General features: G+C 63.8%; 21 protein-coding genes. 10 read left to right on the forward strand and 11 right to left on the reverse strand.

What is annotated here, in order from left to right:
- Positions 1-20: 20 nt before the first annotated feature.
- Entirely contained in the window at positions 21-1,190 is a 1,170-nt protein-coding gene (locus SINAC_RS17340) for a PP2C family protein-serine/threonine phosphatase (RefSeq protein ID WP_015246926.1), read from the forward strand.
- Positions 1,191-1,285: 95 nt separating this feature from the next.
- Positions 1,286-2,470: a trans-sulfuration enzyme family protein gene (locus SINAC_RS17345; RefSeq protein ID WP_015246927.1), complete on the forward strand. Its 1,185-nt coding sequence runs from the start codon at positions 1,286-1,288 to the stop codon at positions 2,468-2,470.
- 53 nt (positions 2,471-2,523) lie between these two features.
- Here the strand turns inward: SINAC_RS17345 and yidD are convergent, their stop codons facing one another.
- From yidD to SINAC_RS17370, 5 genes are read right to left on the reverse strand one after another with little or no spacing between them, the layout of a single operon-like run.
- Positions 2,524-2,772, reverse strand: coding sequence for a membrane protein insertion efficiency factor YidD (gene yidD / locus SINAC_RS17350; protein WP_015246928.1), 249 nt, complete (start codon positions 2,770-2,772; stop codon positions 2,524-2,526).
- Positions 2,772-3,176 carry a ribonuclease P protein component gene (gene rnpA, locus SINAC_RS17355; RefSeq protein ID WP_015246929.1) on the reverse strand — a complete coding sequence of 135 codons (405 nt, stop codon included), beginning with the start codon at positions 3,174-3,176 and terminating at the stop codon, positions 2,772-2,774. Before rnpA ends, yidD begins: the two co-directional genes overlap by 1 nt.
- Positions 3,173-3,442, reverse strand: a complete 270-nt coding sequence (locus SINAC_RS17360) for a hypothetical protein (RefSeq protein WP_154673668.1) — start codon at positions 3,440-3,442, stop codon at positions 3,173-3,175. Before SINAC_RS17360 ends, rnpA begins: the two co-directional genes overlap by 4 nt.
- A complete protein-coding gene (locus SINAC_RS17365) occupies positions 3,435-3,782 on the reverse strand; it encodes a chaperone modulator CbpM (protein WP_015246931.1) in 348 nt (115 codons plus the stop codon). Before SINAC_RS17365 ends, SINAC_RS17360 begins: the two co-directional genes overlap by 8 nt.
- Positions 3,783-3,840: 58 nt before the next feature.
- Positions 3,841-4,833, reverse strand: coding sequence for a DnaJ C-terminal domain-containing protein (locus tag SINAC_RS17370; RefSeq protein WP_015246932.1), 993 nt, complete (start codon positions 4,831-4,833; stop codon positions 3,841-3,843).
- Between the two features lie 322 nt (positions 4,834-5,155).
- Here SINAC_RS17370 and SINAC_RS39930 point away from each other — a divergent pair, with 322 nt between their 5' ends.
- Positions 5,156-5,647: a hypothetical protein gene (locus SINAC_RS39930; protein ID WP_154673667.1), complete on the forward strand. Its 492-nt coding sequence runs from the start codon at positions 5,156-5,158 to the stop codon at positions 5,645-5,647.
- 63 nt (positions 5,648-5,710) lie between these two features.
- Entirely contained in the window at positions 5,711-6,877 is a 1,167-nt protein-coding gene (locus tag SINAC_RS17380; protein WP_015246934.1) for an Mrp/NBP35 family ATP-binding protein, read from the forward strand.
- A gap of 160 nt (positions 6,878-7,037) precedes the next feature.
- On the opposite strand, the gene SINAC_RS17385 is transcribed toward SINAC_RS17380, so the two are convergent.
- The 3 genes from SINAC_RS17385 to SINAC_RS17395 all read right to left on the reverse strand — a co-directional run bounded on the left by SINAC_RS17385 (position 7,038) and on the right by SINAC_RS17395 (position 11,086).
- Positions 7,038-9,137: a G8 domain-containing protein gene (locus tag SINAC_RS17385; protein ID WP_015246935.1), complete on the reverse strand. Its 2,100-nt coding sequence runs from the start codon at positions 9,135-9,137 to the stop codon at positions 7,038-7,040.
- 96 nt (positions 9,138-9,233) lie between these two features.
- A complete protein-coding gene (locus tag SINAC_RS17390) occupies positions 9,234-10,211 on the reverse strand; it encodes a DUF1559 domain-containing protein (protein WP_015246936.1) in 978 nt (325 codons plus the stop codon).
- Between the two features lie 134 nt (positions 10,212-10,345).
- Positions 10,346-11,086: a tetratricopeptide repeat protein gene (locus SINAC_RS17395; RefSeq protein ID WP_015246937.1), complete on the reverse strand. Its 741-nt coding sequence runs from the start codon at positions 11,084-11,086 to the stop codon at positions 10,346-10,348.
- Between the two features lie 464 nt (positions 11,087-11,550).
- Here SINAC_RS17395 and SINAC_RS17400 point away from each other — a divergent pair, with 464 nt between their 5' ends.
- Positions 11,551-11,889, forward strand: coding sequence for a type II toxin-antitoxin system HigB family toxin (locus SINAC_RS17400; RefSeq protein WP_015246939.1), 339 nt, complete (start codon positions 11,551-11,553; stop codon positions 11,887-11,889).
- Complete coding sequence (locus SINAC_RS17405; RefSeq protein ID WP_015246940.1) at positions 11,889-12,302, forward strand: helix-turn-helix domain-containing protein; 414 nt, start codon at positions 11,889-11,891, stop codon at positions 12,300-12,302. The genes SINAC_RS17400 and SINAC_RS17405 overlap by 1 nt, the downstream gene beginning before the upstream one ends.
- A gap of 165 nt (positions 12,303-12,467) precedes the next feature.
- On the opposite strand, the gene SINAC_RS17410 is transcribed toward SINAC_RS17405, so the two are convergent.
- Both SINAC_RS17410 and SINAC_RS17415 read right to left on the reverse strand, forming a co-directional pair.
- Positions 12,468-13,595, reverse strand: a complete 1,128-nt coding sequence (locus tag SINAC_RS17410; RefSeq protein ID WP_015246941.1) for an agmatine deiminase family protein — start codon at positions 13,593-13,595, stop codon at positions 12,468-12,470.
- Complete coding sequence (locus SINAC_RS17415) at positions 13,592-14,488, reverse strand: carbon-nitrogen hydrolase (RefSeq protein WP_015246942.1); 897 nt, start codon at positions 14,486-14,488, stop codon at positions 13,592-13,594. Before SINAC_RS17415 ends, SINAC_RS17410 begins: the two co-directional genes overlap by 4 nt.
- A gap of 239 nt (positions 14,489-14,727) precedes the next feature.
- Between SINAC_RS17415 and SINAC_RS17420 the strand changes: the two genes are divergently transcribed.
- From SINAC_RS17420 to SINAC_RS17430, 3 genes are all read left to right on the forward strand, one after another.
- On the forward strand, positions 14,728-15,189 hold the full coding sequence (locus SINAC_RS17420; protein ID WP_015246943.1) for a RidA family protein: 462 nt from the start codon (positions 14,728-14,730) through the stop codon (positions 15,187-15,189).
- A 112-nt stretch (positions 15,190-15,301) separates the two neighbouring features.
- A complete protein-coding gene (locus SINAC_RS17425; protein ID WP_015246944.1) occupies positions 15,302-16,132 on the forward strand; it encodes an SDR family NAD(P)-dependent oxidoreductase in 831 nt (276 codons plus the stop codon).
- Complete coding sequence (locus SINAC_RS17430; protein WP_015246945.1) at positions 16,129-16,914, forward strand: sugar isomerase domain-containing protein; 786 nt, start codon at positions 16,129-16,131, stop codon at positions 16,912-16,914. The genes SINAC_RS17425 and SINAC_RS17430 overlap by 4 nt, the downstream gene beginning before the upstream one ends.
- A gap of 46 nt (positions 16,915-16,960) precedes the next feature.
- On the opposite strand, the gene SINAC_RS17435 is transcribed toward SINAC_RS17430, so the two are convergent.
- On the reverse strand, positions 16,961-17,956 hold the full coding sequence (locus SINAC_RS17435; RefSeq protein ID WP_015246946.1) for a GGDEF domain-containing response regulator: 996 nt from the start codon (positions 17,954-17,956) through the stop codon (positions 16,961-16,963).
- Between the two features lie 417 nt (positions 17,957-18,373).
- Between SINAC_RS17435 and SINAC_RS17440 the strand changes: the two genes are divergently transcribed.
- Complete coding sequence (locus SINAC_RS17440; protein WP_015246947.1) at positions 18,374-19,345, forward strand: 2-hydroxyacid dehydrogenase; 972 nt, start codon at positions 18,374-18,376, stop codon at positions 19,343-19,345.
- Positions 19,346-19,402 lie beyond the last annotated feature (57 nt).

Consider the following 19,402-nt stretch of genomic DNA (forward strand, 5'->3'; position numbering starts at 1 on the left):
TATAGACACAAGGCCGGGTCGTGAACTGGGACGACATCATCACCGACGCCGCCGCAACCGATACTGGGATGCGTCGATCGAATAACCAAGACAGCCACTCCGTGGTCCGCGCCTCGACCGCCGAGGTCTGGCGCCAGCGCGGGCACCTGTATATGGTGGCCGACGGCATGGGAGCGCACGCCGTCGGTGAGCTGGCCAGTAAAATGGCCTGCGACAACATCCCCCACAACTACACCAAGACCAAGACCACCACCCCGTCCGAGGCGATCACCAAGGCCTACCGCGAAGTCGGCACGCTGATCCATAGCCGGGCCACCGCCAATCGCGACTTCCAGGGGATGGGAACCACTTGCTCGACGCTCCTGCTCCTCCCCCAAGGGGCCTTGATCGCGCACGTGGGAGACTCCCGAGTCTATCGGATCCGCAACGGCCGGATCGACCAGCTCTCCTTCGACCACAGCTTGGTCTGGGAACTCGTCAGGCGCAATCATCTCTCCTCCGAGCACGCGAACGTTGCCGTCCCGAAAAACGTAATCACGCGGAGCCTGGGCCCCGACCCCAACGTCGAGGTGGACATCGAAGGCCCTTTGGCCGTCGAGCCCAACGACGTTTACCTGCTCTGCTCCGACGGTCTGTCAGGCCCGGTCACCGACCCCGAGCTCGGCGTCTTCGCGGCCAACTTCCATCCCAAGGACGCCTGCCGCTATCTGGTCAGCCTCGCTAACTTGCGCGGCGGCCACGATAACGTCACGGTGCTCGTCCTCCGCGTCGGCCCCTGGGTCGAGCCCGATACCGCCGACGACCTGTCGACCACCCCCGCCCACACCGAAACACCCAACGGTAAGAAGCGAGGGAACTGGAAGAGCACCCTGGCGAAAATGTTCAAGGGACGCACGCCGGCCGTCGAACTCGTCGCCGACCACCCCTATCGCTCCGCCGAATGCCCGATCACCCTCGAGGTGATCGATCGCTTCTCCGAGTTGACCCGCAAAATCCAGGCACACGCCATCGAGCAGGCCTGGTCGCTCGACTGGACCCAGTTCGCCCAGCACCGCCGTCAGGAGGGGGAGGCACGAGCCGCCGGCAACCTCCGAGGCGCCCTCCGCAGCCTGGGCGAAATGATCGCCTTGCTCGGCGTCGCCGCCCGATTCCACCGCAAAGGCGGCAGCGCAGCCAGCAGCGCCAGCTAATTCGAGCAGGCCCCTGGCAGCGCCCCACCTTTTAGACGGGAAAATTTTTTGCGCCGCGCATTGGCCGAGCCCAGGATCACCCAGGACCAAACCCAATGCCCTCGCCTCATCAGCCTCCCGATGATTCGACGACCTGCGCGCGGCCTGGCGAGGAACCGCCCTCGCGAACTCGTCCTTTGGTCCCGCCGATCGAGCTGAGCGCGGTCTATCGGATCGAGGGGCTCGACCAGGTCGATGCGCTCTACGAAGGGCGCGAGCCCGGCTTCATCTATGCGCGGGACGGGCATCCCAACGCCGTGCGACTGGCCTCGAAAGTCGCCACGCTGGAAGGGGCCGAGGCAGCCTTGGTTTGCGCCTCAGGCATGGGGGCCGAGGCGGCCCTGCTCTTGACCTTGCTCGGCCCCGGGGATGAGGTGGCCCTCTCAGAAGGTCTGTACGGCCGGACGGTCGCCCTGGTCGGTCGCGAGCTCGCGCGGTTCGATATCGGACACCGGACGTTCGACGCCACCTGCCCCAATTCGCTCCGCGCGGTAATCGGTCCGAAGACCCGGCTCGTTTTCGCCGAGACCCTCTCGAACCCCCTGGTCCGACTGGCCGACATCAAAGGCCTGGCCGAAGTCGCCGACGCGGCCAATGCGCCTCTTGTGATCGACCACACGTTCGCGCCACTGCTCTGCCGCCCGTTGGAGCTCGGCGCCAAGGTTGTCACGCACTCGGCGACCAAGCTGATCGGCGGCCATAGCGACCTGACCCTCGGCCTGCTCGCCGGTTCGAGCGACCTGATCGGCCGGGTCTCCACCGTGGCCTCGACCTTCGGCCTTTCCGGGAACCCGTTCGAGAGCTGGCTCGCCCTGCGCGGCGTCGCGACCCTTGCCCTGAGATCGGCGCGTGCCTGTGCAACCGCCCTGGCCCTGGCCGAGCGTCTGGCCGGCGCCAGGGATGTCGCGGCCGTCCACTATCCAGGACTGGCCGACCATCCCGATCATGTCCGTGCGGCCCGCCTGCTCCAAGGAGGCTTCGGCACGATCCTGACGATCGACCTCAAGGAACGCGGCCGGGCCGACTCCTTCATCCGAGCCTTGCAGCACATTCCGTTCGCCCCCAGCCTCGGCGACGTGGCGACCACCCTCAGCCATCCGGCCACCACCAGCCACCGGGGCCAGTCCGCCGAACAATGGGCCCGCCAAGGAATTACCCCGGGCCTCATCCGCCTCTCCATCGGCCTGGAAGACCCTGACGACCTCTGGAAAGACCTTCACCAAGCCCTCCAGGCCCGGTGAGCTCGGTCACCTGTTTTGCCCTTCGCTCGCACAGACGAGCGGTCCCGATCCTCTCAAGGAGGATCATAGCCCCCTGGATGCCAGGGGTGACAGCGCAAGACTCGGCCGATCCCCTTCCAGACCCCTACGATCAAGCCGTACTTGCGCAAGGCCCCGATCATGTAGCGGCTGCAACTGGGTTCAAAGCGACAGGCGGGGCCGAACAGGGGACTCAGAGTCTTCTGGTAGATCTGGATGGCCAGGATCAAAAGTCCGGCGAGGGCCTGGGCAGGCCATCGCCAGAGCGGTGTGACGAGCTTCATCACGGTGCTTTCGCCACCTTGAGACCGACACGTCGCGCGACGGCCTGGGCCAGGCCGGGCAGGGTTCGCCTCGCCTCGGCGACAGTCAAGCCGGGGCCGCGCGGAACGACCACCAGGTCGAGCCCGGGAGGAAGTTCGGCCTTGCTCAGGCGGAACGCTTCACGAATGGCGCGCTTGACCACGTTGCGCGCGGCGGCCGAGCGGATTCGCTTCCGACCCACGGAGATCCCCAACCGGGAATAATCGCGGCCGTTCTCAACGCCGTGGACGACCATCCTACTGTCGGAGGCCGAACGTTTGCGTTCAAAGGCACGTCGGAAATCCGCAGGGTTGTTCAGGCGCTCATACGGTCGAAAGGTCGCCGATGGGGTCGAGGTCGCAGGCGGTAGCACAGGCGGGGTCATGACGGTCCTGATCCTCGTTCCTCAACGGCGTCGGGCCTAGGCTTGGTCGGTTCGATATCGGGCAGGGAAACCTTGCGCGGAGGGGAGAGGCCCTCGCGAATCAAACGGCCGCGGCGGACCAAGTGCCAGACGACCAGAAAACCCATCGCGCCCAACGCGACGACCCCAGCGCCCAGCAGGCTGGCCACAGCCCGGGCAAACCGCGGACGCTCGCGCGGATGCTCCTTCAAAAGACGACTCAATCGGCTGGGGGGAGGTTCAGGCATCAGTCTCAACATCAGAGCCGGAGTCGAAGTCGGATCCAGAATCTCGCTCGATCAGATCCCGGAGTTCACGGGTAAAAGAGTCGAGCCGACGATGAACCTGGGCCATCTGGTCGCGGAGCTTGAGGATCGTCTCAACCCCCGCGAGGTTAATTCCGAGGTCGCGTTGAAAGCTGAGGATGGTCCAGATCCGGCGAACTTCGGTCGGACTATACCCCTCGACATCACCCTCACGAACCGCATGGACCAGTCCCCGGTCCTCGTATCGAATGAGGACCGCCGGAGCGATCGCAAGCTTCTCGGCCACCACGTCACGGGGGATTATGCGAATTGTCGGTATCATGGTTGGTCGAAGGCCCCGATCCGTTAGTCTGGTTCGGTTCGGTTTCCCCCGGTTGAGATCACCAGATCCCTTCACGCGGGTTGAGCGGATTCCGTTCGGCGAACTCTTGGATAAGGCGTTGGCTGGTCTCGTCGACCTTCTTCGGAACGGCAATCTTGGCGATGAGGAACAAGTCCCCCGCAGGCTTCCCCCCCGCCTCGGGAACCCCCTGGCCGCGAAGCCGAAGCTTCTGGCCACTCGAAGTGCCCGGCGGAATGGGCAGTGACTTCGTCCCGTCGAGCGTGGGCACCTCGATCTTGGCACCCAGGATGGCCTCGGAGACCGAGATCGGCACGTCGACCGAGAGGTTGCGACCGTCGCGTGTGAAGTAGGGATGGGGCTCGACGGTGACGTGGATCGTCAGGTCGCCACGCGGACCTCCCTGCTCACCCGGCTCCCCCTGACCGCGGAGCCGGAGCTTGGCCCCGGACTCGATGCCGGGCGGAACCTTGACGGCAAGAGTCTCGCGTTTACCATCCTCCCGCTCGATGTCGAATTTGGTCTCACCGCCTCGGATAGCAGTGATGAAGGGGATCGTCAGATGCGCCTCGACGTTCCGACCGGGCCGAGGTCCCGTAGGCCGCTGCTGCCGGCCCCGCCCGCCGCGCATCCGGCCGAGCAGTTCCTCGAAGATCCCGCCCCCCCCTTGGTCCCCTTCGGCAGCCCCCGCCGCACCACCGGGGCCGAAAAAGTCGTTGAAGTCGAATGACTGGTCATACCCCGACCCCGGCCCCGCCTGGTGGGCCGTCCATTCGTGAGCTCCCGCCCTTGGGCCCGCCGTGGCTCCCTCGAACGCCGCATTGCCGTAATTATTATAGAGGGCGCGTTTCTCGGGATCCGACAAGATGTCGTAAGCCTGCTGCACCTCTTTGAAGCGTGACTCGGCCTTTTTGTCACCGGGGTTGACGTCCGGGTGATACTTTCTTGCCTGTGTTCGATACGCCTTCTTGATCGCGTCGGCCGAAGCGTCGCGGGCCACCCCAAGGACTTCATAATAATCGCGGTCGGGCATGGTCGGGACTGACCTCTCTCGCGGTTCAAGCACTCAGCGCGCGAAATCTCTCTTGCGATTTCCATTCCAATTCTACCTTGGTCCCCGAACCGTTCAAGCGAAACCGCCGCCAAACGAAACGGTTCAACCCTCGCCGCGACGGGTCCAAGCTGATAAAATCACTCAATGGGGCTGCGCCGTTCTCAAGAGGCAGGTCGCCGATGACGCCACCTTGGTTGAAGGTGTCGAGCCTCACGCGCTCAAAGGGACCACCCGCCTGGAAAACGGTCAGGACTTGGGGATCATCTCAACCTTTTCTTTTTGTCGGGGAGTGATTGCGCTCTTGGCAAGTCTGCCGCTGATCATCCATGAGCGGTTAGGGAGTTGGACCCGGCAACTGCGGCCGAGGCTTGTGGCCTGGCCAATCCGGCTGATGGAATCGCGGTCGCGGGCTGATCTGGAGGGAGCGCTGGCCGGGACTGCCTGCCCGATTCTGGTGATCGACCTGGAGCGGCGACCTCGGGCCGGGCTCGACGACCTGGAGCGGGCGACCCGAACGGCACCTTCGGCCCTGATCCTGGTGCTCGACCCTGGTGCACATGACGATGTGGCCCTCTTGGCCCGTGAACTGGGAGCCACGCACGTTTATTCCGGAGTCGTCACCCCCCCCACGGTGGCTCGGTTACTCGAGCGCTGGATCGTCCTGGCCCAGCGACGGACCGAGGCCGATGGCTGGTCGAGCGCCCGCAAGCCAGAGCCGGAGCCCGAACCCTGGAACTGGCTGGCCCCTTATTTGACTCCAGCGCGGCCCGGTCCAACCTGGCCCCGCCCCTGACTCTATTTTCTTGAATCAACGCCCCCGGAACACCCACGCTTCGCTGACCGAGGAACTCTTTCGATGTTCGGCAAGAAAAGCTCCAGTCTGACCGAGCAGGACGTGCTCAACGCCCTGAGAGGGGTGCAAGACCCCGACCTTCACCGCGACCTCGTCGATCTCGGCATGATCAAGAACATCCTGATCGGCGAAGGCACGGTCGCCCTGACCGTGAACCTGACGACGCCTGCCTGCCCGATGAAGGCCAAGATCGAGGCGGACGTCCGCGGTGCGCTCGCCAACCGACTCGGAAGCGACTGGGCGGTCACGATCACAATGGGCGCCGAGGTCCGGGGCAAGGGGATCGCCGAGAAAGGGGATATCCCCGGCGTCAAGAATGTGATCGCGGTCGGCTCGGGCAAAGGGGGAGTCGGCAAGTCGACGATGGCCGCGGCGATCGCCTACGGCTTGCAAGCGTATGGCTCGACGGTCGGCCTGATGGACGCCGACGTCTACGGCCCGTCGATCCCCCACCTGGTCGGCGCCACAGGGCGGCCGATGGCCAAAGGAGAGCGAATCCAGCCGATCGAGGCGAACGGCCTGCGGCTGATGTCGATGGGCTTCCTGCTCGAACCCGAGCGTGCCGTGATCATGCGCGGGCCGATGCTCCACGGGATCATGCAGCAGTTCCTCCACCAGGTTGACTGGGGCGATCTCGACTACCTCGTCATCGACCTGCCGCCGGGCACCGGCGACGTCCCGTTGACCCTCTCGCAGGCACTCCCTTTGACCGGGGCCGTGGTCGTCTGCACGCCGCAAGAAGTCGCGCTCCTGGACGCGACCCGGGCGGTCGCCATGTTCCGCCAGCTCAAGGTCCCGATGCTCGGGATGATCGAGAACATGAGCTTCTTCGACGTCCAGTCCTACCTCCTGGAACGCGGCGGCCCCAAGGCCCGGAAGCTGGTCGAAACGAGCGGCCTCTTCGAAGCGCCGGGGGACGAACGCGCGTACCTCTTCGGCCGAGGTGGAGCCCGGAAGAAGGCCGAACAACTCGGCGTCCCCTTCCTGGGCGAAGTCCCCTTGAACATCAACGTCCGCGAGCGCGGCGACGAGGGTAAAATCAAGGAGGCCCTCGCACCCGGATCCCTGGCTCGCCCCTACTTGCTGGGCGTCGTCGAACAGCTCGCCGCGCAGATCAGCATCCAGAATATCAAGACTCCCAAGATGCCCAAGCTTGAAATTCTGAACTAATTTTCAGAATCCTGACTCGATCTCCCGTAGGGTGGGCACAACCCACCATGACATCTAGGCTTTTGAAATCAAAAGGAAATGGTGGGCCGTGCCCACCCTACGGGATCAAACTCTCGGCCGAGTCAAAAGTGGGCGGGGTGCACCGCCCACGGTCCCAAGATCAGAACGAAGGCTCCGACGGTTTGTGCCCTTCGATGGTCGCGGCGGCCGGATGAGGCTTGGAGGCGGGCGCACGCAGAATGTGCGGCCGTTGCTCGACGTTGCCGGCGGCGTCCTCCGCCCTGGCCTCGAACATAGGGGCGGCGTCAAGCTCGACCTCCCACTCGGCGAAGTTGGGCCGGAGCGACCTGGCCTCGCGGCCGTTGACCATGACGCTCTTGATCTCGTAATCGTCGATCGCGACCCCCTTCACGCGCACGCGGTCGCTCGACTCTCCTGGAGAGAGATGAGTGATCACGGTCGAAGGGGGCAGGTCGTCGACCGGACGGAGGAACGTGACTCGGTCTCCTCCCTGGGCGCGGCCGGGTCGCGGGTTGAACACGCCCATCGAGATAATCTTGTCCATCTTCAAGTTCGTGTATTCATGACCGTCCATTACGCTCCGCCAGAGGGCGTATTGCGAGTCGTACAGATCCATCCCGTCCGCGCGGACGTTGGGGGATCCGCCATGGAAGGCCCAGTGGGTATCCCAGGCGCGGAAGTTTCGGATCAGGAACGGATGACGAATGTCGGGGCCAACGCCGTCGACATCCTCAATCTTGGTTTCGACGGCTCCGCTCGAGTAACCGGGTACACCGCCGTCGTTGAAGCCTCCAAGGTTCAGGCCGAAGAACCGCTGACAGTGCGCCTCGTTGTTCTCGAACCGGATGAACGGGAGCGTGCGAATATCGACACGCTTTTTCGTACCATCGGGTTGAAGCACGGACAAGTTCGGGTCAAACCCAGCGCCGGCCACAACGTCGAAGCGGAACCCATCCTGATCGCACTCGGCCGCCACGTTGTTCGTGAATGAGTTCAGGCTGTTGGACCACCAGAAGCCGGAGCCGAGGTTCCGGTCAAAGGGGAGGACCTGGTCGGGAAGCGGCTTGCCCCGAAGCGCCATCACGGCCAGGTTGTGGTCGAAGTGGTTGCGAGTCTCGGTGCCGTCCTCGAGGAAGAAGCCGTGGCCGACCGACTTGTAGCCGACGCAGTCGCGAACAACCAGGTCGCTCGTCCCGTGGACGGTGATCCAACGGTTCTTGCTGTCCCAGATCGAGGCTCCAATCACCGAGCTCCCGCGCATCGAGTCGCCAAGCATGTGAAAATGCAGGCTGTACTTGCCGAGCACCCCTTCCTTGCCGAGGTGGCGGAACTCGGCGTAGGAGATGGAACCGGCCGAGTTTTTATGAAACATCGTGTGCCCGCGAACACCGTTCGGATTGGCCGACTCGACGATCACGTTGCGCGTCAGGTTGGCAACCTCAGCACTATAGTTCCCCTCGGCACGGTGGTCGAAATCCAAGGGTTTGTCGAGCGTCACAAGCACCAGGCCGTGCTCAACGTAGGGCTTCACGCCTTTGATGAGCCGCTCCTCGGTCGAAGGGCGTTCGACGACGCTGGTGGTGCGGGTCTGCTTGTAGCCGAACTGGCGGGTCGTGCCGGTCAGGACAAGATGATCACCCGCTTTCCAGTCGCTGATCTCGTCGCCTTTGAGCAGAACGATCGGCTCGTTGCGGTAGGCCTCGCGGGCCAGCTTCGTCCAGGTCTGCTTGAGCGTGGATCCATGAAACTCCATCCGGCCGCCACAGCAGACGATGGCCGGGCAGGTTTCTTGGTCCATCCCTTCAACATAGGCCAGGCGAATTAAGGCAGTCTTGCCGGCCGGGATCGGATCGTCCGGCAAGCCGACCAGGAGCGCGGGCTTGGGTTGGTCGTCTGCGTGCCGAGGCATGTGAGCGTCGCAGTCGAAACCGTTCTCGCTGGAGTCGTCCCCCGGCTGAATCTTGATCAGGCCGACCGCCAGGCGCGTATTCCGATCGTGCGCAAACTCAAGAGTCCCGGCGACATGGATCGAGCGAATGACCTTGTCTGATTCCAGGTCGTAGCGGACGTGGTGCCCTTCGCGGACCTGAACCCGGGTTCCAGGGCCGGGGACCTGCCCCCCTTCCCAGGTCTTGGCGTCGGACCAGTCGCCACTCCGGTCCGATCGCACCAAGGGGACAGCCGCAAGGACGTTATCTGCAAGAGCGAAGGCCAGCAAGAGAGCAAGTTTCCAAGGCATGATGATACCAGTCTCTCGATGAGAATAAGTACGGAGCAACCCCCGACATCGGTAAGCTCGGGTCTTCCCCTTAATTGGGATCGCGCCCCTCTCGGATCAGTACTGATCGGCGCTCAAGACCTCGCCGCCAGCCTTGGAGACGAACGACCTGACGACCGGTCTGGCGGTCGATTCCTTGAGGAACCGAACCGAGCCATCGCAAACCAGGGCGTTGATACCTGCGGCGTGGAACGAATAGACCCCATTCCAGCCGTTGTGGCAGCTGATCACGCACGGGCCTTCATTATCGTCCTGCCCCCCGTGAAAGGTGACGATGCGCATATTCATAAACCCAGCCCAAGCTCCGTGGGACCACCAACGATCGGCCGCCTGAGTCGAGCTCGGGGTGGGAAAACCGTGGATATATTTGCCACCAACGTAGTAGTCGGGCTTGCCCGCGCATTCGTAGGCCAACATCGTGTTCGACAGGCCGTCGGTGATTGATTGGAACGGCGTGTGGACAGTCTGGTCGAGTGCTCCGGTCCATTCGAGGCGGGCGGACGCAGGCAGCCAGGGTTCGGCATAGGAACGTGCCGTGAAATAGTCACCGGGGGCGGCCGAGAGGCTCATATCGGGAACCCCGTTACTTCCCGTGAATTTGACGACCCCGGCCACGGGGGTCGGAGGACGTGGCGTGGCCGGACAAATATAGACCGACATCACGGTGCGCACGGCCGTCTGGTTCTCTGGGAGATGGAATCCCAGGTTGAAGTTGTAGGCGGCGTAGACTTGCGGTTGCTCGATGAAGCCGAGGATCTGGGCGCACCAGCCGCCGAACTGCTCCGTGTTAGGCGTGCTCTTTCCCACCGCAGTGGGAGGGAATCCTCCCATCGCATCGGCATAGTTGTGCATCGCGATGCCGATCTGCTTCATGTTGTTCGTACAGGAAATCCGGCGGGCCGCCGCGCGGGCGGCCTGAACGGCGGGCAGCAACAAGGCAATGAGCACGGCGATGATGGCGATGACCACCAGCAACTCGATCAAGGTGAAACCGGAACGGCGGGGGCGGCCAACGGCCGCAAGGGGACAGGTCATCGGAGGTAGAACTCCCAGTGGTTACTTGGGTGGGCGACATTCGCCAGGCAATTGCGTTCCTGGAGACTGGCTGGAAAGCGCCCTCCCGAGGTCTGCCAAATGCTGTGAAACTCACGTGATCAATGCATCACTCGTCACGCATCATGGCGCCCGGGTTCCGGGAGTGAGTCGGTCTGGGTCCGGAACGCCTCGAACCGTTCCCAGTCACCGGCTTCCTGAAAAATGGCCATCGCCCTGCGGAGGCAAGAACGGCACTGCATGGCGGTCGGGTCGACGTCGCGAAGCAGGTCGCAGGCCTCCTCACGCTGGCCGGAGTGGTCGAGCAGCACGGCAAGGCTGACCCGGTAGAGCGAGACCTGAGGCGCCAGTTCATGGGCCCGGGCGACGGCCGTGATGACCGACGGGAGGGGTCTGCCGAGCCGCCTGAGGTAGAAGGCCACGCCAAAGTGCGCGTGGTGTTGCTCCGGATCGCGCCGGACGATCTTCCGGCAAGCCGCCAGCGCCGCCTCATTCTCCCCGAGACTTCCCAGGCCGGCGGCAACAGCGGCCAGCAGCGTGGTCGGGCACCGCTCGTCCCGGCCAAGCTGACGGTAGAGGTCGCACGCCAGACCCTTTCGGCCGGCCCTGGCGTGACATTCGGCCAGCGCACACCGCGAGGCCGGCTCGAGCGGTACCAGTAGACTTGCCGTCTCCAGTGCGGCGCACGCGCCGGGATAATTCCCCTGCCGATGACGGAGAAGACCCAGGAACTGCCAGAAGCGACCATCCTCAGGGTCCCCCTGGACGGCTCGCTCCGCCATCTCGCTCGCTTCGTCAATCCGCCCGAGCCCGACGAGCTCGAAGCAACGATCCGCCATGTCTCTATGCAAATTCATAGACGTGATCCTCGATGCTCGAGAGACTGACGACATCCCCGCCAGCCGGTCAAACAAACGCTCGCTCACCCCGCGCCGCGCAACACCTTCGACGTCGTTCCGTCACCGGCTGCGGACCCGAAACCCTGATCGGCGGGACCAACGCCAAATCAGTCAGGGAGAGCTAATGAAACTGAGATTCAGTCTCAATTCAGATCTCAGATTGCCGTCTTTCGGCCCGTTTGTCAAGAGACTGGTTGCAGGAAATGCCCGCGACCTGGCTTTTCAAGACGAGCGAAGACGCTTGGAGGCGAGCGGGGAGCGGGAGATCCCTGCCTGCTGACCCACTCCTTCACCAAGATAACGGGGAGGTGAGCAAGAAAGGCGAGCGAAGAGTTCTTAATGCGCTCCCGTTGATTTCTGATTCTGCGAAGTTATGACGTGTTTATCGTAGTAAGAAGGAAGGGCTCGGGGCGAAAGTCAGGATGCACATCATCAACCGAAAGAAACTGAAGGAGTTCGCCAAGGCTCACCCTGCTGCCGAAACGGCTCTTGATGCGTGGTATCGGCTGGTCAAGGATGCACGATGGGCCAGTTTTGCCGACGTTCGGGCCGACTACCCTTCGGCCGATCAGGTCGGCAGTCTGACGGTCTTCAATATCGGTGGCAACAAGTTTCGCCTGATCGCCGTCGTCATGATGAGGGTCGGCAAAGTTTACGTTCGAACGATCCTGACCCACGCCGAGTACGATCGTGGCACATGGCAGGCCGATCGCCCCAAAGATAAGAGCAAGCCCCCAAAAAAGCCAAAGGAGAGCAGTTGATGGCCACACGAACCGCCCCACTGACGCGATACATGGAACTTGTGGCGGCCTTCCCGCTTCGCCCGCTCCGCTCCGAGGCTCAGCTCGATCGGGCCATCAAGGTCGTCGATGGGCTGATTGACCAGGCGAAGCGAACCAAGGACGAGGAGGACTACTTGGACGTGCTGGGAACCTTGATTGAAGGATATGAGGAGGTCCATCACCCGATGGGCGAAGTCTCCGGAATCGGCATGCTCATTCACCTGATGGAAGCCAGAGGGGTGAACCAGGCCGGCGTGTCCCAAGGGGCGAGCCTACCGCTCTCGACCGTCTCTGAGATCCTGGCGGGCAAACGGAAGTTGAACGTGAAGCACATCAAGGCCCTGTCGCGATTCTTCAAGGTGGCCCCAGGGCTTTTTATCGACCAGCAATGAGGCCGGAATCGATGGGGCCAGGGTCCTGCCGGCTGAGGCCGGCAAGACCCTGGAGGTAAAACGGTATGCGACGCAACCGTTGAGGAACGGTTGCAGGGCTTGTTCGGAATCACTGATATCAAGAGATTCCGCGGGTCGAGGGACCCGACAGGGAAGAAGTTCTCGTCAGGACGACGAGCCTTCTGCAGGCGCGGCCGGTTGCTGCTGCGAGAGGCAGTGCAAAGTGCCCAGGCCCAGGACGAGGTCGACGGCGTGGATGCCGACCACCTCGCGATCGGGGAAGAGCGCGGCCAAGGTGTTCAGGGCCTCGCGGTCGGCAGGGTCGTTGAACGTCGGCACCAGCACGAGGCTGTTGGCGATATAGAAATTCGCGTAGCTGGCCGGAAGGCGTTCGTTGTCGAAGAGGACCGGCGCAGGCATGGGCAAGGGGACAACGCGAAGAGCCTGGCCGTCCTGGTCGCGCGCTTCCTGAAGCCGGCGCAGGTTCTCTTGGAGGGGTTCGTAGTTCGGGTCGGAGACCTTGCTTTCGACGACCGTGACCACCGTTGTGGAGTCGACGAACCGGGCCAGGTCGTCGACGTGGCCGTGCGTGTCATCGCCCACGATCCCTTGGTTGAGCCAGATGACGTTCCGGGCAGCCAGGTAGTCGGCAAAGATCCGCTCGAGTGTCAGCCGGTCGACCCCTGGGTTGCGGGCCTGCACGTCGCTCAAGAGGCATTCTTCCGTGGCCAGGAGGCTGCCGCGACCGTTGACGTCGATCGCCCCCCCTTCCATGACAACGCGGCGGCTGGCCCCTTCACATTCGACCCGAGGAGTCCAGCGCTTCAGGCCGAGCCGTCGGGCCAGCCGACGGGGGATGCGGTTGTCGTGACGGTGGTCGTCGTACTTGGCCCAGGCGTTGAACCGCCAGTCGACCAGGCCGACCCGGTCCCCCTCTTCCTGCCCCTTGTCTTTGACGATGAAGGTCGGACCCGAGTCGCGGAGCCAGACTCGGTCGGTGCGGGCCTTGACGAACGTGACCTGCTTGAGGTCGACACTGTGAGCCTCGAGCTTTTCGGTAACGCCGTCGCGCATCCGACGCCCGTCGACCACGATGTTCACCCGCTCGAACCGGCTCAGGTGGCGCACGATTTCGACGTAGACCCAGGGGACGGGCCCGAACTTGCCCGGCCAGTCCTCGCGGTGGTGCGGCCAGGCGATCCAGGTCGCCTCGTGCGGCTCCCACTCAGCGGGCATCCGGTAGCCAAGCTGAGCAGGGGTCGGGGCAGGGGCAGCGGTTTCCGGTGTGCTCATGGGAGTTCGTCGAGAAAACGTTGGGTGATGGAACCGTAAGCGTCGATGCGGCGGTCGCGAAGGAACGGCCAGTTGCGCCGCGTTTCCTCCATCAGACCGGGGTCGCAGGAGGCGATCAGAACTTCCTCGGTGTCGCGCCCCGCGCGAGCAAGAACCCGGCCAAACGGATCTGCCAGGAACGATCCCCCCCAGAACTCGAGTCCCCCATCAACCGGCCCTTCGTGGCCGACCCGGTTGATGGCCGCGACGAACAGGCCATTGCTGATCGCGTGCGCCCGCTGGACGGTCTCCCAGGCGTTGGCCTGAGCCTCGCCGAACTCGGCCTTCTCGGCCGGGTGCCAGCCGATCGCCGTCGGGTAGAAGAGGATCTCGGCCCCCTTGAGGGCGGTCAGCCGCGCAGCCTCGGGATACCACTGGTCCCAGCAGACCAAGGTCCCAACCCGGGCGGCCTTGGTCTCGAACGTTTGGAAGCCAAGGTCACCGGGCGTGAAGTAGTACTTCTCGTAATAGAGCGGGTCATCCGGGATATGCATCTTGCGGTAGCGGCCTCGGATCGACCCATCGGCGTCGAACACGACCGCCGTATTGTGGTAAATCCCGGCCGTCCGGCGCTCGAACAGGGAGCCGACGACGACCATGCCCGTCTCGCGAGCGACTTGCGCGAGGGCCTCCGACGTCGGCCCCGGGATCGGCTCGGCCAGGTTGAACCGCGAGGAGTCTTCGACCTGGCAGAAGTACTGCGTGCGAAAGAGCTCGGGCAGGCAAGCGACCTGGGCGCCGCGTTCCGCGGCCTCGCGCAGCCGCTCACAGGCCCGGCGCACGTTGTCGTCAGGATCGGTCGAGCACCGCATTTGCACCAAAGCCACGGTGAACGGTTGCGAGGGTCGGCTCATCGCGAGGTCGGTTCCGCCTTTTTTTAGGATCTCGAAAACGAAGTGTCTCCGGTGGAAAACATCTCTTATCCTAGCGAACGGGTCAAGCGACCGCGAGAGGTCGAGCGCACCTCGGGCCGCGGAACCCGGACGAATCGGCGAACCTGTTGATTTGGCGCAGGTCAGCGGTTAGTTTTGGGACCGTTCCGTCAATAACAAAGAGTCCGTCGATCCGCCGCAACCTTGATAGGAAGAACGACATGGGAGCTGATGCTCGCCTGGCTGAACTGAAGCTGGAGCTACCCCCCGCACCGAAGCCGGTGGCCACCTATGTGACGGCCACCCGGTACGGCGACTTGCTCTACGTCTCCGGCCACGGCCCGCTCCGATCCGACGGGACACTGATCGTCGGCAGGGTCGGCGACAATATGGACGTGACGGGAGGCCACGCCGCCGCCCGCCAGACCGGTCTGGCAATCCTGGCGACCGTCCGCACCCACCTCGGCTCGCTCGATAAGGTCGCCCGGCTCATCAAGGTGCTGGGCATGGTCAACTGCACGGCGGACTTCGCCGAACAGCCCAAGGTGATCAACGGCTTCTCCGACCTGATGGTCGAGGTCTTCGGCGAGTCGGGTAAAGGGGCCCGAAGCGCAGTGGGCGTGGGGGCGCTCCCCGGCGGAATCGCCGTCGAAATCGAGGCGATCTTCCAAGTCAACGATTGAACGCTTTAAGAACACCTCTCTTTGGAGGGTGGGCACGGCCCACCATTTCTGAGTTTCAGGCAAAGAAGATGGTGGGCCGTGCCCACCCTCCAAGAGAGGATGACTCCCTTTGGTGCGTGTTGGACGGCTCGAGGGGCGGGGCTGTTTGATCGTCGGAGGGACGAGCGGGATCGGCCTGGCCTCGGCGCGCCGATTCTTGCAAGAGGGTGCGCGCCTGGTCGTCTCGGGCTACTCGGGCGAGTCCACCCGCGCAGCCTTGGAGTCACTGGCCTCGCTCGGTCCGGTCCATGGAGTGGCGGCCGACCTGACCGTCCCTGGTTCCGTTGAGGCCCTGTTGCTTGAAACAATGGACGCACTCGGCGGCCGGTTGGACGTGCTTTTCCATGTCGCCGGGATCAGCGGGCGAAGGTTCGGCGACGGCCCGCTCCACGAGTGCACCCCCGAGGGTTGGGACGCCGTGATGGACGCCAACGCCAAGGGGCTCTTTCTGACCAATCAGGCGGCCGTCCGGCAAATGCTGACTCAAGCCATCGATGACGTTGGGCTGAGAGGAACGGTGCTCAACATGGGGTCGGTGCTCGGCTGGTCGCCTTCGCCCGAGCTGTTCGGGACGTATGCCTACGCCGCAAGCAAGGGGGCCATTCGGGCGATGACCCTGGCGGCAGCCGCACGGTACGCGCACGACCGGGTCCGGTTCAACCTGATCGCCCCCGGCCTGATCGACACACCCATGGCCACGCGGGCCGTCGGCGACCCGACGATCCGCGACTACCTCACCGCCAAGCAACCGATCGCCGAGGGCCCCGGGACGCCCGACGACTGCGCGGAGGCGGCGCTCTACCTCTGCGAACCCGCCTCCCGGTTCGTTACCGGCTCTGTACTGACGGTCGACGGCGGCTGGTGCGTCTCCGAGGGACGCCATCGGAGCGACAAGAACCCATGAACCCCGACACGCCTGACGTTTGCAGCCAATACCTCAGCGCCGTCCGCGCGGCGATCGACGCGATCGAGGCCACTCAGCTTCCCGCGATCCACCAGGCGGCGGGCCGATTCGCCGAGACGATCCTGGCGGGCCGCCTGGTCCACGTCTTCGGCACCGGCCACTCGCGAATGGCCGTCGAAGAGATGTTCCCGCGATACGGCTCGTTCCCCGGGTTCCACCCGATCGTGGAACTCTCGATGACCTACCACAATCAGGTTGTCGGAGCCAACGGGCAGAGGCAGGCGATGTTCCTGGAGAACGTGCAAGGCTTCGGCGCAGTGCTTTGGCGGAATTTCGCGACGGCGCCGGCCGACTCTCTACTGGCGATCTCGACCAGCGGTTGCAACGCCGTGACGATCGACGTGGCCCTCCAGGCCAAGGCGCTCGGCATGTTCGTCGTCGCCCTGACATCGCTTCCGCATGCCGCGGTCTCGACCTCGAAGCATGAATCGGGTCGCAAGCTGTCCGACGTGGCCGATCTGGTGCTCGACCAGCAGGCCCCCGCCGGAGACTCGGCCGTCTGGATCGACGGGCTCGAAACCCCCGTCGCGCCGGTCTCGAGCGTCTCGGGCTGCACGATCATCAACCTGATCAAGGCCGAGGTTGCACGCCGACTCACCGAGGCCGGCGCAGCTCCCAAGGTTCTCACGGCCGCCTGCCACGTGGGCGCCGATCGGGCCCGGGACCTCTTCGAGGCCACCTACGACGACTATCGCAAGCGGATCGGAGTTCTCTACTCCTGAATGGGCTTGCCCCCTCGGCCGCGAAAGGACCGAGCCTTTCCGAAGCTCAGGCGTCGAGAGTCGCGCCAGCTCCAGCCAAGGCTACGGAAGCCGAACAGTTGGCAGGCATCGCCCCCCCTCGGGCAGGGTCCCAGACCCAGACCGCATTGCGGCCGGCATCCTTGCAATGGAAGAGAGCCTGGTCCGCCTGGTCCAGAACGTCGAGCGCATCAGACCCGGACTGGTCAGAGACCAGCGCAACGCCCACGCTACAGGTGACCTGAATCCGTTGGTTCCGGAAGCAGACTTTCAGGTCGGCAATCTCGCCACGGAATCGTTCGGCGAGGTGCACAGCCCCCTCAAGATCGCAGTTGGGGGCGACGACCACGAATTCCTCGCCGCCGTAACGAGCGACGAAATCCCCTTCGCGGACCGAGCAACGCAACGTCCGCGCAGCCTGGCGGAGCACTTCGTCGCCAGCGGCGTGGCCGAACTGGTCGTTGATTCTCTTGAAGTGATCGAGGTCGGCAATGAACACGGCCATCGGGTTTTCCCCGCGCCGGCAGGTCTCCCACTCGTAGGGGAACCGATCACGTAACGCGAACCGGTTACCCAGTTCGGTCAAACCGTCGAGGTGGGCCCGCTGCTCCAAGAGGTCGAGAAGCGCCTTGGTTCGCAACGCCGAGCCAACCCGCGCGACCAACTCCACTGGATCAAACGGCTTCGAGATGAAGTCCACAGCGCCCATGTCGATCCCCTTGGCCTTCTCGCCCGTCAGGGCCGAGTCGGCGATGAAGATGACGGGAATCGACTGGGTCTTCGGATCGTTCTTGAGCCGGCGAATGACTTCGTAGCCGGACCAGGTCGGTAAACGTAACTCGAGCAATATTAAATTCGGCTGAAACTTCGGGCAGGCAGCTAACCCGGTGATTATGTCCACCGCTTCATAGACTTCCATTTTCTCGGCCTGGAGCCAATTCCGCAACAGATAGCGGTCCGCCTGAACATTCTCGATCAAAAGAACTCTTCGGGCCGGCTCGGCGATCGATCCGTTGGGTAACATAAATTCTTAGTGACTCCCCAATTTTTTAAGGACGCCCAAACCGTTCCACCATTCTAATCCTTTAGTGAAACGTGGCGACCATTCAAAGTATAGGCCATAAATCAGGCGAAACTCCCTGAAACGAACGGGAATCAGGCATCCAGCCAACTTGAACCTTAACCGGAAAAACAAAGCATTTCCACGCTCCTCGTCGCCCCTTAAAATAGCCGCGACTCTGCGTTAAATCGACAGCGCTGGCGATAAGAATTGCCCCCACGAGATGAGCACGCAGAATCCATGCCTCACGTTCGTAAGGCGTCGCTCGAATGAGCGGAGGCGGCCCCTAGCCAACGAGTTGAGTCGGAGATATGCTCGATTTAAGGGCAACGATGTTTGCCTCGAATCCCCTATGTCATGCCATATTGGAGACGTCGAGCCGTGCCCGGACGCGCGTTCATCACCCAACCGATTCCCGAGCCCGGGCCCACTTTGGTGCGACAGGCGGTCGACGACCTCCGAAGTAATTCTGAGGATCGAGTGCTTTCGCGTGCGGAACTGGGCGAGGCAGTCGCCGGGTGCGACGCGGTTCTCTGCCTGCTCACCGACACGGTCGACGCGTCGGTGCTCGAAGCCGCGAAGGGGTGTCGGATCTTCGCCAACATGGCGGTCGGCTTCAATAATGTCGACGTGGCGGCGGCCAGCCGCCTGGGGATCTTGGTGACCAACACGCCGGGGGTCCTGACGGAGGCGACCGCCGACCTGACCTGGGCCCTGATCCTGGGGGTCGCTCGCCGGGTCGCCGAGGGGGACAGCGAGATGCGTGCGGGGCGGTTCCCGGGCTGGGGGCCGTTGTACATGCTCGGGGGCGACGTCACCGGCAAGACGCTCGGCCTGATCGGGCCAGGGCGGATCGCGGTCGCGGTCGCCCGCCGCGCCCTCGGGTTCGCGATGCCGCTGCTCTACCATGGCCGCCGGCCCAGCCCCGAGCTCGACGCTTTGGGGGCGCGCCGCGTTCCGCTCAATGAGCTCCTGGCCGAGAGCGACTTTGTCAGTCTCCACGTGCCACTCTCCGGGGAGACCCGCCACCTGATCGACGCGAAGGCGCTGGGGCAGATGAAGTCGTCGGCCTACCTGATCAACACCGCGCGCGGCCCGGTCGTGGACGAGGCGGCTCTGGTCTCTGCACTCAAGTCGGGCCGGATTGCGGGGGCGGGCCTTGACGTCTACGAAGATGAGCCAAGAATGGCCGAGGGGTTAGCCGACTGTCCGAATGCGCTCCTGCTTCCGCATCTGGGCAGTGCCACTCACGCCACCCGGGCCGCGATGTCGCGGATTGCTGGCGAGAACCTGGTCGCGGCGCTGGAGGGGCGACGGCCTCCCAACCTCGTCAATCCCGAGGTTTGGTCCTGAGCGAGAGGCAAAGGGGCATTGAGGGCGGAACGCTCTTGAGAATCTCGCTTCCGCGAA

This window comes from Singulisphaera acidiphila DSM 18658, from assembly GCF_000242455.2.
Classification (GTDB): domain Bacteria; phylum Planctomycetota; class Planctomycetia; order Isosphaerales; family Isosphaeraceae; genus Singulisphaera; species Singulisphaera acidiphila.

Bases quoted from the DNA above. Each gene is read 5' to 3' on its own strand.
- SINAC_RS17345 (WP_015246927.1), top strand. From the start codon at position 1,286: ATGCCCTCGCCTCATCAGCCTCCCGATGATTCGACGACCTGCGCGCGG.
- yidD (WP_015246928.1), bottom strand. From the start codon at position 2,772: ATGAAGCTCGTCACACCGCTCTGGCGATGGCCTGCCCAGGCCCTCGCC.
- rnpA (WP_015246929.1), bottom strand. From the start codon at position 3,176: ATGACCCCGCCTGTGCTACCGCCTGCGACCTCGACCCCATCGGCGACC.
- SINAC_RS17360 (WP_154673668.1), bottom strand. From the start codon at position 3,442: ATGCCTGAACCTCCCCCCAGCCGATTGAGTCGTCTTTTGAAGGAGCAT.
- SINAC_RS17365 (WP_015246931.1), bottom strand. From the start codon at position 3,782: ATGATACCGACAATTCGCATAATCCCCCGTGACGTGGTGGCCGAGAAG.
- SINAC_RS17370 (WP_015246932.1), bottom strand. From the start codon at position 4,833: ATGCCCGACCGCGATTATTATGAAGTCCTTGGGGTGGCCCGCGACGCT.
- SINAC_RS17380 (WP_015246934.1), top strand. From the start codon at position 5,711: ATGTTCGGCAAGAAAAGCTCCAGTCTGACCGAGCAGGACGTGCTCAAC.
- SINAC_RS17385 (WP_015246935.1), bottom strand. From the start codon at position 9,137: ATGCCTTGGAAACTTGCTCTCTTGCTGGCCTTCGCTCTTGCAGATAAC.
- SINAC_RS17390 (WP_015246936.1), bottom strand. From the start codon at position 10,211: ATGACCTGTCCCCTTGCGGCCGTTGGCCGCCCCCGCCGTTCCGGTTTC.
- SINAC_RS17395 (WP_015246937.1), bottom strand. From the start codon at position 11,086: ATGAATTTGCATAGAGACATGGCGGATCGTTGCTTCGAGCTCGTCGGG.
- SINAC_RS17400 (WP_015246939.1), top strand. From the start codon at position 11,551: ATGCACATCATCAACCGAAAGAAACTGAAGGAGTTCGCCAAGGCTCAC.
- SINAC_RS17405 (WP_015246940.1), top strand. From the start codon at position 11,889: ATGGCCACACGAACCGCCCCACTGACGCGATACATGGAACTTGTGGCG.
- SINAC_RS17410 (WP_015246941.1), bottom strand. From the start codon at position 13,595: ATGAGCACACCGGAAACCGCTGCCCCTGCCCCGACCCCTGCTCAGCTT.
- SINAC_RS17415 (WP_015246942.1), bottom strand. From the start codon at position 14,488: ATGAGCCGACCCTCGCAACCGTTCACCGTGGCTTTGGTGCAAATGCGG.
- SINAC_RS17420 (WP_015246943.1), top strand. From the start codon at position 14,728: ATGGGAGCTGATGCTCGCCTGGCTGAACTGAAGCTGGAGCTACCCCCC.
- SINAC_RS17430 (WP_015246945.1), top strand. From the start codon at position 16,129: ATGAACCCCGACACGCCTGACGTTTGCAGCCAATACCTCAGCGCCGTC.
- SINAC_RS17435 (WP_015246946.1), bottom strand. From the start codon at position 17,956: ATGTTACCCAACGGATCGATCGCCGAGCCGGCCCGAAGAGTTCTTTTG.